16 protein-coding genes are annotated in these 17308 nt (G+C 68.7%); 11 read left to right on the plus strand and 5 right to left on the minus strand.

The window, feature by feature from the left end; all coding sequences use genetic code 11:
- Positions 1-47 precede the first annotated feature (47 nt).
- Both VGN58_RS05740 and VGN58_RS05745 read right to left on the minus strand, forming a co-directional pair.
- The gene (locus tag VGN58_RS05740) at positions 48-1550 is read right to left on the minus strand and encodes an aldehyde dehydrogenase (RefSeq protein WP_327482348.1); all 1503 of its coding nucleotides are present in this window, start codon (positions 1548-1550) and stop codon (positions 48-50) included.
- Positions 1551-1703: 153 nt separating this feature from the next.
- Positions 1704-2252: a cupin domain-containing protein gene (locus VGN58_RS05745; protein WP_327482349.1), complete on the minus strand. Its 549-nt coding sequence runs from the start codon at positions 2250-2252 to the stop codon at positions 1704-1706.
- A gap of 204 nt (positions 2253-2456) precedes the next feature.
- On the opposite strand from VGN58_RS05745, the gene VGN58_RS05750 reads away from it, so the two are divergent.
- From VGN58_RS05750 to VGN58_RS05780, 7 genes are all read left to right on the plus strand, one after another.
- Positions 2457-3833 carry an aspartate aminotransferase family protein gene (locus VGN58_RS05750; RefSeq protein WP_327482350.1) on the plus strand — a complete coding sequence of 459 codons (1377 nt, stop codon included), beginning with the start codon at positions 2457-2459 and terminating at the stop codon, positions 3831-3833.
- Between the two features lie 65 nt (positions 3834-3898).
- Positions 3899-5014, plus strand: coding sequence for an alanine dehydrogenase (gene ald / locus VGN58_RS05755; RefSeq protein WP_327482351.1), 1116 nt, complete (start codon positions 3899-3901; stop codon positions 5012-5014).
- 219 nt (positions 5015-5233) lie between these two features.
- A complete protein-coding gene (locus VGN58_RS05760; protein WP_327482352.1) occupies positions 5234-6724 on the plus strand; it encodes a CoA-acylating methylmalonate-semialdehyde dehydrogenase in 1491 nt (496 codons plus the stop codon).
- Between the two features lie 32 nt (positions 6725-6756).
- Positions 6757-8004 carry a serine hydrolase domain-containing protein gene (locus VGN58_RS05765; protein WP_327482353.1) on the plus strand — a complete coding sequence of 416 codons (1248 nt, stop codon included), beginning with the start codon at positions 6757-6759 and terminating at the stop codon, positions 8002-8004.
- 161 nt (positions 8005-8165) lie between these two features.
- Positions 8166-8951 (plus strand): hypothetical protein, encoded by a 786-nt coding sequence (locus tag VGN58_RS05770; RefSeq protein WP_327482354.1) that lies wholly within the window; start codon positions 8166-8168, stop codon positions 8949-8951.
- A gap of 167 nt (positions 8952-9118) precedes the next feature.
- Positions 9119-9487, plus strand: a complete 369-nt coding sequence (locus tag VGN58_RS05775) for a response regulator (protein ID WP_327482355.1) — start codon at positions 9119-9121, stop codon at positions 9485-9487.
- A gap of 44 nt (positions 9488-9531) precedes the next feature.
- Complete coding sequence (locus VGN58_RS05780) at positions 9532-10377, plus strand: chemotaxis protein CheX (protein WP_327482356.1); 846 nt, start codon at positions 9532-9534, stop codon at positions 10375-10377.
- Positions 10378-10383: 6 nt separating this feature from the next.
- Here the strand turns inward: VGN58_RS05780 and rlmKL are convergent, their stop codons facing one another.
- The 3 genes from rlmKL to VGN58_RS05795 form a co-directional block, all read right to left on the minus strand.
- Complete coding sequence (gene rlmKL, locus VGN58_RS05785; RefSeq protein WP_327482357.1) at positions 10384-12519, minus strand: bifunctional 23S rRNA (guanine(2069)-N(7))-methyltransferase RlmK/23S rRNA (guanine(2445)-N(2))-methyltransferase RlmL; 2136 nt, start codon at positions 12517-12519, stop codon at positions 10384-10386.
- 149 nt (positions 12520-12668) lie between these two features.
- Positions 12669-13196 carry a YqiA/YcfP family alpha/beta fold hydrolase gene (locus VGN58_RS05790; protein WP_327482358.1) on the minus strand — a complete coding sequence of 176 codons (528 nt, stop codon included), beginning with the start codon at positions 13194-13196 and terminating at the stop codon, positions 12669-12671.
- The gene (locus tag VGN58_RS05795; RefSeq protein WP_327482359.1) at positions 13193-13684 is read right to left on the minus strand and encodes an MOSC domain-containing protein; all 492 of its coding nucleotides are present in this window, start codon (positions 13682-13684) and stop codon (positions 13193-13195) included. The genes VGN58_RS05790 and VGN58_RS05795 overlap by 4 nt, the downstream gene beginning before the upstream one ends.
- A gap of 77 nt (positions 13685-13761) precedes the next feature.
- Between VGN58_RS05795 and VGN58_RS05800 the strand changes: the two genes are divergently transcribed.
- The 4 genes from VGN58_RS05800 (at position 13762) to VGN58_RS05815 (ending at position 17298) form a co-directional block, all read left to right on the plus strand.
- Complete coding sequence (locus tag VGN58_RS05800; protein ID WP_327482360.1) at positions 13762-14358, plus strand: N-acetylmuramoyl-L-alanine amidase; 597 nt, start codon at positions 13762-13764, stop codon at positions 14356-14358.
- Between the two features lie 203 nt (positions 14359-14561).
- Positions 14562-15476: an acyl-CoA thioesterase II gene (gene tesB, locus VGN58_RS05805; protein WP_327482361.1), complete on the plus strand. Its 915-nt coding sequence runs from the start codon at positions 14562-14564 to the stop codon at positions 15474-15476.
- A gap of 9 nt (positions 15477-15485) precedes the next feature.
- Positions 15486-15986: a putative signal transducing protein gene (locus VGN58_RS05810; protein WP_327482362.1), complete on the plus strand. Its 501-nt coding sequence runs from the start codon at positions 15486-15488 to the stop codon at positions 15984-15986.
- 97 nt (positions 15987-16083) lie between these two features.
- Complete coding sequence (locus tag VGN58_RS05815) at positions 16084-17298, plus strand: sigma-70 family RNA polymerase sigma factor (protein ID WP_327482363.1); 1215 nt, start codon at positions 16084-16086, stop codon at positions 17296-17298.
- The last annotated feature ends 10 nt before the right edge of the window (positions 17299-17308 follow it).

Below are 17308 nucleotides of genomic sequence, written 5' to 3' on the forward strand. Positions count from 1 at the left end.
GGCGGACATCGGCATCGCGACTGACGTCGCTCCCACAGGCAGCATGTTCAGCTTCCCAGGTTGATCCAGGTCGCCTTGATCTCGGTGTACTTGTCGAAGGCGTGCAGCGACTTGTCGCGGCCGTTGCCGGACTGCTTGTAGCCGCCGAATGGCGCGGTCATGTCGCCGCCATCCCAATAATTGACCCACACGCTGCCCGCGCGCAGTTTGCGCGCCACGCGATGCGCGCGGCTGATGTCGCGCGTCCACACGCCGGCCGCCAGGCCGTACTCGCTGTCGTTGGCCATGCGCAGGGCGTCTTCCTCGCGGTCGAACGCGATTACCGACAGCACCGGCCCGAAGATCTCCTCGCGGCTGATCGTGTGCTCGTGCGCCACGTCGTCGAACACGGTCGGCTCCAGATAGCAGCCGCCGGCCTCCACCTCCGCGCGCGTGCCACCCAGCGCCAGCCTGGCGCCTTCGGCCTTGCCCTTCTCGATGTAGTCCAGCACGCGCTGCGTCTGCCCTTCGTCGACCATCGCGCCCATCGGGGCGCCGGGATCGAGTGGATGCCGCGGACGCATGGCCTTGCCGGCCTCGACCACGCGGGCGACGAACTCGTCCTTGATCGATCGCTCCACCAGCAGTCGCGAGGCCGCCGTGCAGACCTCGCCCTGGTTGTAGAAGATGCCGCTGGCGGCGGCCTTCGCGGCGACGTCGAGATCATGCGCATCAGCGAACACGATGTTCGGGCTCTTGCCGCCGCACTCCATGTAGGCGCGTTTCATGTTCGACAGGCCTGCGCATTGCAGCAGGCGCTTGCCGACCGCGGTGGAACCTGTGAACACCAGCCCGTCCACATCCATGTGCAGCGCCAGCGGCTCGCCGGCGGTCTTGCCGAAGCCGGGGACCACGTTGAGCACGCCGGCCGGGATACCGGCCTCGATCGCGATCTCGGCCAGCCGGATCGCCGTCAGCGGCGATTTTTCCGACGGCTTCAGCACGATGGAGTTGCCGGTCGCCAGGGCCGGCGCCAGTTTCCACGTGGCCATCAGCAGCGGGAAGTTCCACGGCACGATGGCGCCGACGACGCCCAGCGGTTCGCGCGTCACCAGACCCAGTTCGTCCGGACCGGTCGCGGCGACTTCGCCATACACCTTGTCCAGCGCCTCGGCGGTCCAGCCCATGCAGCGGATGGTCGCGGCCAGATCGACGCTGCGCGCGTCGCTGACCGGCTTGCCCATGTCCAGCGATTCCAGCAGCGCCAGTTCGTCGGCGTGCCGCTCGATCAACTGCGTGAGCTTGAGCAGCACCTTCTTGCGGTGCGTCGGGCGCGCGTTCGACCACGCACCGGCATCGAAACTGCGGCGCGCGGCGGCGACGGCACGGTTGATGTCCGCCTCCTGACCGTCGGCGACCTTTCCAAGTACGCGCCCGTCGATGGGACTGACGCAGTCGAAGGTCTTGCCGCTGGCGGCATCGACGTACTTGCCGTCGATGAAGGCCTGCGTGCGGATCGACAGGCCGGCGGCCATCGCCTGCCAGTCCTGTTGCGTGCGGGGATTGCTCATGGGGGCTCCTGGCTGGTTTCCCTTCTCCCGCCGGGAGAAGGTGGCGCGAAGCGCCGGATGAGGGTTCGGCGGAGTCCACGATGCCGGTCACTCACTGGCTTCGCCGGACCCTCACCCCAACCCCTCTCCCGATGGGAGAGGGGCTCGAATCGTTCAAAACGTCGCCGGCGTATTCGCGCTGACGATCACCGCATCGACCTCGCCGACATTGCGGAACCGGTGCGGCACCCGGCTTTCGAAGTAATACCCTTCGCCGGCCTTGAGCACGCGGACCTGCTCGCCGACGGTGACCTCCACTTCGCCGGCGATCACCACGCCGCCTTCTTCGCCGTCGTGGGCCAGCATGCTGTCGCCGGTGTCGCTGCCCGGCGGCATCACCTCGCGCAGGATGCACATCTGGCGCTGCGGGCGGTGCTGGCCGACCAGGAAATAGTGAATGCCGTTGCTGCCCACGTCCGGCAGTTCGTCGGCGACATAGAACGGTCTGTCCGGCAGCCCCTTCTCCAGGTCCAGGGTGAAGAAGTCGGCCAGCGAGATCGGAATGCCGTCCAGCACCTTCTTCAGCGAACTGACCGAGGGGCTGACCTTGTTCTGCTCGATCAGCGAGATAGTGCTGTTGGTGACGCCCACGCGCTTGGCCAGCTCGCGCTGGCTGAGGCCTTTGGATTTGCGGACCAGTTGCAGGCGTGCGCCGATGTCCATCACCACCCTTGCCGGAAGACCGGAATGTTGCGGGATACTTTACACCCCGGCACAGACGGGTCAATCCGCTTTTCCGGGCAATTCGCCAGCGACACGAAGACGGCGGGCATGACGGCGGAAACGCCGAGGACCCGACCTCCGGCACGGTTGTAAAGTTTTTTCAACGCGCTAAGCTGCGCCCATCATCCCCGCCCCGGACCCGCGATGAGCGCCGACGACACCTCCTCCTCCCGCGCCCTGGCCGACCACTATGCCCGCCAGAACCTCGAGGCACCGGCCTCGCTGGACCATTTCTGGATGCCGTTCACCGCCAACAGGCAGTTCAAGGCCAAGCCGCGCCTGCTCGCCAGCGCCTCCGGCATGTATTACCGCGATGTCGACGGCAACGAGGTGCTGGACGCCACGGCCGGCCTGTGGTGCTGCAATGCGGGCCACTCGCGGCCGCGCATCGTCGAAGCGATCCGGCAGCAGATCGGCACGCTCGACTTCGCGCCCAACTTCTCGATGAGCTCGCCGCTGCCGTTCAAGCTGGCCGAGCGCCTGGCCGCGCTGGCACCGGGCGATCTGAACAGGGTGTTCTTCAGCAACTCCGGTTCGGAAGCCGTGGACAGCGCTCTGAAGATCGCCCTGGCCTACCACCGTGTGCGCGGCGAAGGCCAGCGCACGCGCTTCATCGGCCGCGAGAAGGGGTACCACGGCGTCGGTTTCGGCGGCATGTCCGTGGGCGGGCTGCCGAACAACCGCAAGTGGTTCGGCCCGGGGCTGTCGGCGGTGTCGCACATCCGCCACACGCTGGATGTCTCGCGCAACGCGTTCTCGAAAGGCCTGCCGCCGCATGGCATCGAGTTGGCCGAGGACCTGGAACGCCAGATCGCGCTGTACGACGCGTCCACCATCGCCGCGGTCATCGTCGAGCCGATCTCGGGTTCGGCCGGCGTGGTCATCCCGCCGGAAGGCTATCTGCAGCGCCTGCGCGAGATGTGCGACAGGCACGGCATCCTGCTGATCTTCGACGAAGTGATCACCGGCTTCGGCCGCGTCGGCCACGCCTTCGGCGCCCAGCGCTTCGGGGTGACGCCGGACATGATCACCGCCGCCAAGGGCATCACCAACGGCTGCGTGCCGATGGGCGCGACCTTCGTGTCGGACCGCATGTTCGAGGCCTTCATGGGCGGGCCGGACCACCTCATCGACATGTTCCATGGCTACACCTACTCCGGCCATCCGCTGGCCTGCGCCGCCGCGCTCGCCACGCTGGACACGTACGAGGAGGAGCACCTGTTCGACAAGGCGCTGTCGCTGGGCGATTACTGGCAGGACGCGCTGCATTCGCTGAAGGGGCTGCCGAACGTGGTCGACATCCGCAATTTCGGCCTGGTCGGCGCCATCGAGCTGGCGCCGCGCGCGGGCGCGCCCGGCACGCGCGCCTACGACGTCTTCTCCCGCGCCTTCCACGACGGCCACCTGCTGACCCGGGTGACCGGCGACGTCATCGCCCTGTCGCCACCGCTGATCGTGGAGAAGGACCACATCGACCGGATCGTGGCTGTCCTGGGGGACACCATACGGGCGACCGCGTAAAATTACGGACCAACGGCCCCAGCGCTCCCCACGCGCGAAGCCCCATCCCGCTACTGGAGAGCAACATGCTGATTGGCGTCCCCAAGGAAATAAAGAACCACGAATACCGCATCGGCCTTACGCCGGCCGGCGCACGCGAACTCGTCTCGAACGGCCACCAGGTCATCGTCCAGCGCGAGGGCGGCAAGGCCATCGGCCTGACCGACGAGCAGTACGTCAAGGCCGGCGCGCAGATCGTCGACACCGCCGCAGAGATCTTTGCCCGCGCCGACATGATCATCAAGGTCAAGGAGCCGCAGCCGAACGAGTGCGCCATGCTGCGCCCCGGCCAGGTGCTCTACACCTACCTGCACCTGGCGCCCGATCCGGAACAGACCAAGGCGCTGGTCGCCTCCGGCGCCACCTGCATCGCCTATGAGACCGTCACCGACCGCAAGGGCGGCTTGCCGCTGCTGGCGCCGATGTCGGAAGTGGCCGGCCGCATGTCGATCCAGGCCGGCGCGCATGCGCTGGAGAAGGCACAGGGCGGTTCCGGCGTGCTGCTCGGCGGCGTGCCCGGCGTGAAGCCGGCCGAAGTGCTGGTGATCGGCGGCGGCGTGGTCGGCATCAACGCCGCGCGCATGGCGATGGGCATGAACGCGCACGTCACCATCCTCGACCGCTCGCTCGACCGCCTGAAGTACCTGGACGAGCTGTACGGCCACCAGCTGACCACGATCTATTCCACCCGCGACGCCATCGAAGAGCGCCTGCCGGAGACCGACCTGGTGATCGGCGCGGTGCTGATCCCGGGCGCTGCCGCACCCAAGCTCGTTTCGCGCGACCAGCTGAAGCTGATGCGTCCCGGTTCGGTGCTGGTGGACGTGGCGATCGACCAGGGCGGCTGCTTCGAGACCTCGAAGGCCACCACCCACCAGAACCCCACGTACGAAGTCGACGGCATCATCCACTACTGCGTTGCCAACATGCCCGGCGGCGTCGCCCGCACCTCCACCTTCGCCCTGACCAACGCCACCCTGCCCTTCGCGGTGCAACTGGCGAACAAGGGCGCGAAGCAGGCGCTGCTGGACGACGAACACCTGCTCAACGGCCTGAACGTGCACGCCGGCAAGATCACCTACAAGGCGGTGGCCGACGATCTCGGTTACGCCTACGTGCCGGCGCGCGAGGCGCTGGCGTAAACCGCTGTTTCCTTCTCCCTGCGCGAGCGGGGAGAAGGTGCCCGAAGGGCGGATGAGGGCACGCCGGAGCCGCCGCATTCCGCATGGCAACCAGAACTCGAACGCTCGGACGCTCGATACACCGCATCGCATTTTCGACACGGGCGCCGTCGCCCCTCACCCGCCCTCCGGGCACCCTCTCCCGCACGCGGAGCGAGGGATACAGCAAGGTAGTCCGCCATGACCGAAGCGCTGCATCACTTCTTCAACGGACAGCGGGTGGAAGGCGGCGGCGACCGCTTCGGCGATGTCTACGACCCCGCCACCGGCCGTGTCACCGCACGCGTGCCGTTGGCCTCGGCCGATGACGTGAAACAGGCGGTGGACGCGGCGTCGGCTGCTTTTCCCGCGTGGGCCGCCACCACCCCGCTGAACCGCGCGCGGGTGATGTTCCGTTTCAAGGAATTGCTGGAGGCGCACGCAGACGAGCTGGCGAAGATCATCACCTCCGAGCACGGCAAGGTGCTGTCCGACGCGCGCGGTGAGGTGACCCGCGGGCTGGAAGTGGTGGAGTTCGCCTGCGGCATCCCGCACCTGCTCAAGGGCGAGCACTCGATGAACGTCGGGCGCGATGTCGATTCGTGGACCGAATACGCGCCGCTGGGCGTCGTGGCCGGCATCACGCCGTTCAACTTCCCCGCGATGGTGCCGCTGTGGATGTTTCCGGTGGCGCTGGCCTGCGGCAACACCTTCGTGTTGAAGCCGTCCGAACGCGATCCGTCCGCGGCGCTGTTCATGGCCGACCTGTTGAAACAGGCGGGCGTGCCGGATGGCGCGTTCAATGTGGTCCACGGCGACAAGGCCGCGGTGGACGCGCTGCTCGATGAGCCGCGCGTGCAGGCACTGAGCTTCGTCGGCTCCACGCCGATCGCCGAATACATCTACGCGCGCGGCAGTGCCAACGGCAAGCGCGTGCAGGCGCTGGGCGGTGCGAAGAACCACATGGTCGTGCTGCCCGATGCCGACGTCGACGGTGCCGTGTCCGCGCTGCTCGGCGCCGGCTACGGCTCGGCCGGCGAGCGCTGCATGGCGATCTCGGTCGCCGTCTGCGTCGGCGATGCCACCGCCGACGCGCTGGTCGCCAAGCTCGCACCGAAGGTCGCCGCATTGAAGATCGGCCCCGGATGCCTCGACCCCGAAATGGGCCCCCTGGTCACCGGGGCGCACCGCGACAAGGTGCGTGGTTATGTGGATGCCGGCGTGGCGGAAGGCGCGGATCTCGTCGTCGATGGACGCCGCCACGTGGTCGATGGATACGCGGACGGCTTCTTCCTCGGCGGCTGCCTGTTCGACCGCGTCACGCCGGCGATGACGATCTACCGTGAAGAGATCTTCGGGCCGGTGCTGTGCGTGATGCGCGTGCCCGACCTCGACGCCGCACTGCGGCTGGTCAACGGCCACGAATACGGCAACGGCACCGCGGTGTTCACCCGCGACGGTGGCGCAGCGCGCGAGTTCGCGCATCGGGTGCAGGCCGGCATGGTCGGCATCAACGTGCCGATCCCGGTGCCGATGGCCTTCCACAGCTTCGGCGGCTGGAAGCGCTCGATCTTCGGTCCGCTGCACGTGCACGGACCGGACGGCGTGCGGTTCTACACGCGCCTGAAGACCATCACCGCCCGCTGGCCCGAGACGCAGGCGGCCGAGTTCGTGATGCCGACGATGAAGTAAAGTCGGGGCCGGTTCCCTCTAGGTGCTGGCCGATGTCCCTGCGTTCCCTCCGCATCCTGGTTTCACTCGCCTGCCTGACCGCGTCCGTGGCGTCGTACGCCGCTGAGCCCGTCGCGCAGGTGCGCGTCGCTTTCGACCGCAACGGCATCGTCGCGACCCACGCGGAAGGATTGGCCGACCTCGCCACCGGCCGCCAGGTCACCGCCGACGATCCGGTGCGCGTGGCCTCGATTTCCAAGCTGGTCACCGCGATCGGCGTCATGCGGCTGGTCGAAGCCGGCACGCTCGATCTCGAGGCCGACGTCTCCACGTACCTCGGCTGGACGCTGCGCCATCCGCGACACCCGGACACGCCGATCACGCTGCGCCTGCTGCTGTCGCACCAGTCCAGCCTGACCGATGCGGCCGGCTACTACGCCACGCCGCTGGGCGCGCCGCTCAGGACCCTCCTCGACGACCCCAAAGCCTGGGACGACGCGCACGCACCCGGCACGCACTTCCGCTACACCAACCTCAACTTTCCGCTGGTGGCGATGGCGATGGAACGCGCCACCGGCGAACGCTTCGACCGGCTGATGCGCCGGCTGGTGCTGGCGCCGCTGCAGCTGGATGCCTGCTTCAACTGGGAAAGCTGCGATGCCGCCACGGCGACGCGCGCCGTGGTGCTGTACCGCGATCGCGCACCGGTGCGCGACGAGAACCGCGCCGGCAAACCGGCCTGCGCCGTGGTCGTCGAGGACGGCGCCGACTGCGATCTCTCCCGCTGGAGGGCGGGCGATAATGGCGCGCTGTTCTCGCCGCAGGGCGGCCTGCGCATCTCGGCCAACGGGCTGGCGAAGATCGGCCGGCTGCTGCTCGGCGGCGGCGAGGTCGATGGCGTGCGGCTGCTGTCTTCCGCCAGCATCGACGCGATGACCACACCGCAGTGGACCTTCGACGGCGACAACGGCGTGACCCACGAAGAAGACACCGGCAGTGCCCGGGCGCGCGCCTTTTACTGCCGTTACGGCTTGGCCGTGCAGACGCTCGCCACGGCCGATGACGGCTGCGGCGACGATCTCTTCGGCGACGGGGTGCCGCGCGTCGGGCATTCCGGCGATGCCTACGCGCTGCGCTCGGGCCTGTGGCTGGATCGTGCGGACGGAACGGGCGTGGTGTACTTCGCCACCGATGCAGGCGCTTCCCCGCCAGGCCGGCATTCGGCGTTCACCGCCATCGAAGAACGGCTCGCACGCGGCACGGCAGGTACCGGCGACGGTGAGACCTCCTCGCCGCAGTGAAAGTCGCGTGAAGGAGAGGAATGCCACGCCGGACGTCGACGCGGAGTGAAGAAAGGGGCGGTTACGTTGCGCGCATCGTGACGCATCCAGAGCGGATTGAGCTGCGTATTGCACGCATCCGACGCACCTGGTGTCGGCCTTTCCCCTAGAGGAGTCCCCCGATGAAGAAGTCGCTCTTTGCGGTTGCCGTCTCGTTCGCGATCGCCGCTCCCGTGTACGCCGCCGGTCCCGAAGCGGGCAAGCTGTCGATGTCCGTGTTCGGCGGTACCGACACGCCGGTCAGCGGCGATGTCCACGATGGCGCCACGGCCGCGGTGCCGGATCTGGGCCCGTTGAATCCGGCGCTCGCCGGCGTCGCCGCGGAGCTTCGCATCCAGCCGCGTTCGCATGAGGACATCTACGACAACGCGATGGGCTACGGTCTGGAGTTCGCCTACGGACTCAACCAGAACGCGGAAATCTTCGGCCAGATCCGCCGCACCGAGACCGATCCGGGTACCGTGCAGGTGGGCGGCGCCTTCGTTCCCGCGCTGAACACCACGCTGCCCGTGTACGGCACCTTCAGCGACTACAAGGCGACCACCGTGGAAGCCGGTTACCGGCACTACTTCATGGAACCGGGCTATACCCGCCCGTTCATCGCCGGTCGCCTGGGCGCCACGCAGACCGACGACATCCGCGCGACCTTCGAGATCCCGGATGCGGGCATCACCATCGCCAATGCACCGTTCACCGAAAAGAAGTGGGCCGCCAGCGCCGGCATCGATGTCGGCGTGCTGATCCCCGTCAACGACAGCTTCAGCATCACCGCACAGGCCGGCGTGCGCTATGTCGCCGACCTGGAAGGCGACGACAGCGCCATCGGCGGACTGGGCTTGGGTTCGATCAACGACACCGGCAAGCGCGTGTCGGTGCCGGTGTCCATCGCCGCCCGCTTCGACTTCTGACCGCTGCGCGCCGCGGACGGCCGCCCCTCTCCCCGGACCGTCCGCGGCGCGACGTGTGTGTGTCACGCCCCTCAAGATCTCCCTGCACCGGCCGATAGTGCCTACATGTCGCCCTGCGCCGATCTCCGGCGCGGGGCCTCCACGATCCAACAGGGGGATCCACCACCATGACGTCACGTCCTACCGTCCTGCTGTGCGACGACTCGCGCGCCCTGCGCATGCTCGCCGCACGCCAGTTGTCCGACTGCGGCTTCCACGTCGTCGGTGAAGCCGGCAACGGCAACGAAGCTTTCGACCAGTACCAGGTACTGAAGCCCGACGTGGTGCTGCTCGACCTGGTGATGCCGGAATGCGACGGCAAGCAGGCCCTCGCCCGTATCCTCTCGCACGATCCCGGCGCCCGCGTGGTCATCCTCAGCTCGCTCGGCGCGCAGAGCGACATCGAGGAGTGCCTGAAGCTGGGTGCGAAATCGTACCTGCAGAAGCCCATCGATCCGGAAGTGATGGATCGCGTGCTGCAAGAAGCGGTCGCCTGACCGCGGCGCACGTTCTCCTTCCTCTTCAGTACGAGACCACTATCATGGCAGCGAAATTCCTGGGCCAGTTCCTGCTGGAACGCGGCACCATCACCTCCGCACAACTGCTGGCCGCGCTGGACGCGCAGCGCGCCTCCAATCCCCTGCTCGGCGAACTCGCCGTGCATCACCAGATGCTGGATGCCGCCCAGGCGCGCCGCATCAACGACCGCCAGCGCGCCGAGGATCGCCGCTTCGGCGACATCGCGCTGGAAATGGGATTGCTGGACGCCGGCCAGCTGGATGTCCTGCTAACGGCCCAGAAGAAGGGTCGCAAGCTGTTCGGGCAGATCCTGGTCGAACAGGGCGCGCTGACCGCCGAGCAGCTGGAGGCGGAACTGGTGGCGCACCGCCGCGACCTGGACGAAGCCAACCACGCGCTCGCCCTCGGCATTGCCGGCCACTCGCTCGCCGACATGGCCACCAGCGCGATCCGCGTCAGCAACCGCCTGTTCCCGCGCCTGCTGGGCAGCCAGTGCCAGGCATCCGGCATCGCCGATGCCGCCGCCCTCGCCGCCTGCGATGCCACCGCGCACGTCCGCATCGACGCGGGCTCGGAGTCCATGCTGATCGGCATCGGCTGCGGCCGCGCGACCATGCAGGCGATCGCCTGCTCCCTGCTGTCGATCACGCCCGACCAGTGCGACGACGACCTCGCCATCGACGCACTGGGAGAACTGGTCAACGTGCTGATGGGCTACGTGGTGCGCGACACGCTGGCCGACGATACGAGCTATCGTGCGCATCCGCCGAGCACGGCGCTGTCCGCCGCCGACCTGGCCGCGCGCGAGAGCACGCTGGCGCTGTCGATGGCGTCGCAGCGCGGCGACTTCGTGCTGATCGTCGGCTGACCGGCGCTACGCCCGCGTCAGCCGCCATGCGCGGTGGATGCGGGCGTTGCGCTCGAAATCCGGGGGAATCGTGGCCGCGCTGATCTCCTCGCAGCGCGCGAATTCGGCCACGGCGTTCTCGTCCAGCTTGAACCGGCGGAAGTTGTTGCTGAAGTACAGCACGCCGCCCGGCGCCAGCCGCGCCACGGCGGCACGCAGCAGGCGCACCTGCTCCTTCTGCACGTCGAAGTCGTCGGCGCGCGCCGAGTTGGAGAACGTCGGCGGGTCGCAGAAGATCAGGTCGTACTCGGCCTGTTCCGCTTCCAGCCAGCGCACCGCGTCGGCCTGCACAAGCCGGTGCTTCGCGCCGCCCAGGCCATTCTCGGCCAGGTTGTCCGCGCACCACTGCAGGTACGTCGCCGACAGGTCCACGCTGGTCGTCGATGCCGCACCGGCCACCGCCGCCTGCACGCTGGCCACGCCGGTGTAGCAGAACAGGTTGAGGAAGCGCTTGCCGCGCGCTTCCTGTGCCATGCGCCGCCGCAGCGGGCGATGGTCGAGGAACAGGCCGGTATCCAGATAGTCGAACAGGTTGACCCGCAGCCGCGCGCCGGACTCGCGCACGACGATGAACTCGTCGCGCTGCTGCATGCGGCCGTACTTAGAACCGCCCTTGCCGCGCTCCCGCGATTTCACCGCGATCTGCTCCTGCGGCACGCCGAACACCTCGCGCGTGGCCGCCAGCAGTTCGCTGAAACGCCGGCGCACATCGTGCTCGGGGATGGTCGCCGGCGCCGCGTATTCCTGCACGTGCAGGAAGGTGCGCGCCTGACCGCCCTCTTCCATGTACACATCGATGGCGGCGGCGTACTCCGGCAGGTCGGCGTCGTAGGCGCGGTAGCAGGTCACCTGCTCCTGTTCGCGCCAGCGCTTGAACTTCTTCAGGTTCTTGCGCAGGCGGTTGGCCACCATCTGCGCGCCGTCCGACAGCGGCTTGGATTCGCGCGGCGCGCGCGCGGGCGTGGCGATGGGATCGCAAACGATCAGTGCGCACTCGATGGCACCGTTGAACACCTGGTACTTCCTGCCGGCGCGCAGACCCGTCGCATACCCGAGATCGGCATTGCCGCACAGCAGGCTGGCGCGCCACTGCGGCACGGCGCGCTGCAGGGCATCGCCCAGCGCGCGGTACAGGTCGGCGTCGGCCGACAGGCGTTCGTCGTAGGGCGGATTGCAGACCACCAGGCCACGCTCCGTCTCCTGTACCGGCAGCTGCGCCACATCGCGCGTCTCGAACTGCAGCTGGCCCGCCAGCCCGGCAAGCACCGCGTTGTCGCGTGCGGCGCGGATCGCAACAGGATCGATGTCGCTGCCGAAGAACGCCGGACGCAACGCCTTGCGTCCTTCCGTTTCGCGCTGCACCGCGTCGGCGAACAGCGCGCGCCACGCCTCCACGTCGAAGCCGAGCCAGCGCGACGGCAGCACATTGCCGTGCCGCTGCAGGCCGGGCGCGACATCGGCCGCCATCAGCGCGCCTTCGATCAGCAGCGTGCTGCTGCCGCACATCGGGTCAAGCAGCGCGCCGCCCTCGTGATACAGCGCCGGCCAGCCGCCACGCATCAGCACGGCCGCCGCCAGGTTTTCCTTCAACGGCGCCTCGTTCTGCGCCTGCCGCCAGCCGCGGCGATGCATCGGCCCGCCACCGAGATCAATGGAGATCGTCGCACGCCCCTTGCGCAGCGACAGGTTGATGCGCACGTCAGGCTGTTCCACATCGACCGACGGCCGCTCCAGGCCCTGCTGGCGCAGGCGGTCCACCACGGCGTCCTTGACGCGCTGCGCAGCGAAGCGCGCATGGGTGATCGCTTCGCCGGAGACGTGCGCATCCACCGCCAGCGTCAGCTCGGGACGCGTATGCGTTTCCCAGGCGATCGCCATCACGCCGTCGTACAGCGCCTGTTCGTTGAGGCACTCGAATTCGGCGATCGGCCACAGCACGCGGCTGGCCAGGCGCGACCACAGCACCGCGCGCTGCGCGTCGACCGGCTCACCGTCGGCGTTGACGCCGGCGACGGTGGCGGTGGCCTTGGGCACGCCGAGCGCCAACAGCTCGTCGGCGAGCAGGTATTCCAGGCCCTTGGCGCAGGAGACGAAGAATTTCACGATGGAACCTCAGCAAATAGGATCGTCGTCCCAGCGAACGCTGGGACCCATCTTGCTCTGCGCCTGCGTCCCAAAGCAGAACCAGAATCAACATGGATGACCCGCCATTCGGCGGTTGAAAGCCCGGCTTGCGCCGGAACGGCGGTTGGTCAGAGAGTAGCGAGCAATTGCCCGAACGCCTCCGCCGAAGCGTGGACATGATCGGACAGGCGATGACCGTCGTTGACCAGCAACAGCCGCGCGCGACGCGGAAAGGCCCAGTCGACGACGGCCTGCGCCGGGATCAGTTCGTCATCCCAGCCATGGATGATGGACACGGGCACGGCGGCGGCATCGAGGGCCGGCAATGGCCCCATCGCGATCGCCGGCGCCATCAGGAACAGACCGCGCACCGGCACCTCCAGCGAAATGCGCCCGGCGATGTAGCCGCCCAGGCTGGAACCGGCGAGCACCAGCGGACCCCGCGCGGCGGCGGCCTGTGCCAGACCACGCAGACGCTCCAGCCGCGCGACCACGTCACCCAGCGGACTGACCTCGCGGCGCGCGTCCAGGTCGGTGTAATCAGGACGCTCATGGCTCCAGCCCAGCCGTTCGGCCACCTCGGCCAGCGCGGTGACCTTGGTCGCGTCCGGCCCGCTCTCGAACCCGTGCGACAGGATGCAGTGGCCGCGCGTCACAGCGCTTCCACCGCGTCGCCAAGCCGGAACGTGCCGCCTTCGACGATGCGTGCGCACAGGCCGCCGTGCCCGCGCATCGCGTTGTAACCGCCGGCCCCCAGCGCGTCTTCCATGCGCGAGCACGGGTCGCAGTCCTCGGTCCCTTCGAACACCGCCTCGCCGATGCGGAAGCGACGCCCCTTCAACGCGACCAGCGGAATGCCCGACACCACCACGTTCCGGCGCAGCAGCGACGGGACGAGGTCCGGGCGCTGCGCCAGCGTCGCGATGACCGGCAGGTGCTCGGCCTGGATCAGGGTGATGCCACGCTTGCCGCTGCCGCCCTTGTAGCGGTCGCCGACCAGGCCGCCGCCGGTCTCGGCCATGACCGCGTCTGCGGCGACCATGGCCTGGTCGCGAGCCGGGCGCAGTCCGATCCATTCCACCTTGCCGGCGCGCGGCAGCGTCGCCATCAGCCTGGCCAGCGGGGATTCGGGATTGAGCGGCATGGGGAACGGGCGCGACAGGGAAGGCCGCCAGTTTACCGGACCCGGTCGCCGCCCGGCCCGCCTGCTAGCATCGCCGCATGAACCCGGACCTTCCCGCCTTCGCCCGCATCGTCGATCCCCTGCCCTACGAGGACCGGCTGGAGGCACGACCCCTCGGGCAGATCGACCTGGTGGTCATCCACTGCACGGAGCTGCCGGACCTGGCCATGGCGCGCGAGTACGGTGAGCGCATCCTGCATGCTTCGGGCACGGGCAACTGCGGCCACTACTACATCGACCGGGACGGCAGCGTGCACGTGTACGTGCGCCCGGCGCGCATCGCCCACCACGTGCGCGGCTACAACCCGCGCTCGGTCGGGATCGAACTGGTCAACACCGGCCGCTATCCGCACTGGCTCGCCACCGGCAGCCAGAGGATGGAGGAGCCCTACACCGACGCGCAGATCGCATCGCTGCACGCGCTGCTGGCGGACCTGCAGCGCGAACTGCCCAACCTGCGCTTCATCGCCGGCCACGAGGACCTCGACACCGCCTGCGAGCCGGCCAGCGACGATCCCGACGTGCTGGTGCGGCGGAAGATGGATCCGGGCCCGCTGTTCCCGTGGGACGCGGTGCTGCGCACCACGCCGCTGGAGCGGCTGCTGCCGCAACCGCCGGTCACCGGCCGCCTGTAGGAGCGACGTCAGTCGCGACCGCACGTCCGAAGCGTGCAACGGCCGAGGAGTGTCGCGGACCTGAGGATCGCAGCGGAAACTCGTGCACTCCTCCATGCCGCATCCGGGAATGCAGTCGCGACTGACGTCGCTCCTACAGGACAGTCGGCCGACCATGGACGGCCCGCTATAATCCATCGCCATTGCATCGACCAGGCCCTGCCGTGCCCGCTCCCGAACCCGTCGTCTCCGAGCTGATCGAACTGCTGTCGCTGGAGCGGCTGGAAGACAACCTGTTCCGCGGCCAGAGCCGCGACATCGGCACCAAGTACGTGTTCGGCGGCCAGGTGCTGGGGCAGGCGCTGTCGGCCGCGCAGGCGACGGTGGAAGGCGGCTCCGGCAGTCGGCGCGCGCACTCGCTGCACGCCTACTTCCTGCGCGCGGGCAACATCGAGGCACCGATCGTCTACGAAGTGGACCGCACGCGCGACGGCGGCAGTTTTTCGGTGCGCCGCGTCACCGCGATCCAGCACGGCCGCGTGATCTTCTTCTGCGCGGCCTCGTTCCAGGCCGAGGAAGAAGGCGCCGAACACCAGCTGTCGATGCCGGAAGTGCCGCAGCCGGAGGACATCGCGCCCGCGCCGCCGGTGCCGGCCGAGGTGATGGCCACGCTGCCGCCGAAGGTGCAGCGCTGGATGTCGCGTCGTGGGCCGTTCGAGTTCCGCCACGTGTACCCGCGCGATGAACTGAATCCGCCCAAGCGCCCGCCGTTCCAGCAGGTCTGGTTCCGCCTGAGCGAACCGGTCGGCGACTCGCCGGAACTGCATCGCGCCCTGCTCGCCTATGCCTCCGATTTCCAGCTGCTGGGCACGGCCACGTATCCGCACGGCATCAGCTACTACCAGCCGAACGTGCAGATGGCGTCGCTGGACCACGCACTGTGGTTCCATCGCCCGTTCCGCGCCGACGACTGGCTGCTGTATTCCATCGACAGCCCCAGCGCGAGCGGTTCGCGCGGCCTGGCACGCGGGCAGATCTTCGATCGCCAGGGCCGCCTGGTGGCCAGCACCGCGCAGGAAGGCCTGATCCGCGTGGTGCCCGATGCCGAAGCGGCCTCTGCGGTACCGGCGAAGGATTGAGGAGCGCGCATGCGACAGGTGTTTTCCAGCCAGCGGATCGAAACCGTCGAGGGCGTGGCCAAGCTGCTGACCGAGGCCGGCATTCCGGTGCACATCAGCAACGGCCGCTCGTACCACAGCAAGCGCGGCGGCCAGTTCAGCTATACCGAACCGGTGAAGGCGCAGTTGCAGCCTGCCGTCTGGGTGCGGCACGCCGACGACCAGCCGCGTGCGCGGGAACTGCTGCGCGAGGCCGGTCTGCTGGAAAGCACGCGTCCCGGCTATGCGTCCGCGCTGACCTTCACCAGCCCGCAGGACGACGCAGCGCCCCGGCGCTCGTGGGCCTGGCGCATCCGCCTGATCCTGCTGGCGCTGATCGCGCTGGCCGCCGTGGTGATGTGGATGCGGCGTCCGCTGCCGCCCCCGCCCGCCGTGCCGCAAGCGCCGGCGGAGCAGGCGCCGCCGGCCGATGCCGCCCCGGCGGAGGAAGAGGAAGACCGCATCCGCATCCAGCCCGTCAGCGGCGGCTGAGTCCCCGGCGTGACGGTGCGACGCGTGATGCGGCATCCGGTCACATCCGTCGTCCCGGCGCGTCTGGGTCATCAGCCCACCCGATGACCCAGCCCCCATGAATGCGATGTCCCTGGACCTGATACTGCAAGCCGAACTGCCTGCCGCCGCACGTGGCAGTCAGGACGCCTACGGGCGCATCGTCCACGCCTGCCAGAACACGGTCACCGCCATCGCACTGGCCATCACGCGCGACGTGCAGGCCAGCGAGGACATCGCGCAGGAGGCCTTCCTCAAGGCGTGGCAGCAGCTCGACCGGCTGAAGAACAGCGCCAGCTTCCTGCCGTGGCTGCGGCAGATCACCCGCAACCTGGCGCGCGACTGGCTGCGCGCGCAGCACGGCCGGCCGATGTCCGGCGAGGTGGCGGAGATCGCCATCGGCATGGCCGCCGATCCGGACCCCACGCCGGCCGAGCGCCTGCTGCAGACGGAAGAGGAACTCGTGGCCACCGAGATCATTTCCTCGCTGCCCGAGGACAGCCGTGAAACGCTGCTGCTGTTCTACCGCGAGGGCCAGAGCTCGCAGCAGGTCGCCGACCTGTTGGGCCTGAGCGATGCGGCCGTGCGCAAGCGCCTGTCGCGTGCCCGCGCGATGGTCCGCGAAGAACTGCTGCAGCGCTTCGGCGAATTCGCGCGTTCCACCGCGCCGACGGCGGCCTTCACCATGATCGTGCTGGGCGGTCTGGTAGGTGCGATGCCGGCGGCCAGTGCGGCGACGGTGATCGGTTCCGGCTTGCTCGGTACCGGCCTGGCGGGCAAGCTGGGCACGAGCGGCCTGACCACGGGTGGCGTCACGGGCGGTGTGGCCGGCGGCTCGCTGGGGGTGATCTTCGAGCAGGTCACCCAGCACCCGGCATCCCTCAGTGGCCTGGTGGGCGGCGTGATCGGCGGGCTCGTCGGCTACGCCCTCACCTGGTGGTACCTGGCGCGCTTCTGCCAGACCGCGCAGGAGCGGCTCCAGGTCCGTCGCTTCATGGCCCTCAATGCCGCCACGGGCTCGGCCTGGCTGTTCTGCCTGATGCTGACGACCATGCTGGCGTCGGGCTGGATGGCGACGGTGGCCGTCACCCTGATCGGATTGTGCGCGGTCAATTACCAGTACCTGGTCACGCTGCCGCGGATCATGGACCCGATGCTGGCCCAGCCCGCCAACGCCAAACGCCGGCGCGGCTACGACTATCTGCTCGGCAAGCCGGCGATCGCGCTCAGCAGCGTGCTCGCCGTGGGGGCGGTCCTGTTCGTGCTGGTGCGCACGGGACGCATCGCCTTCTGAGGTTCGCGCA

The sequence above is a fragment of the Pseudoxanthomonas sp. genome (genome assembly GCF_035999195.1).
Classification (GTDB): Bacteria; Pseudomonadota; Gammaproteobacteria; order Xanthomonadales; family Xanthomonadaceae; genus Pseudoxanthomonas_A.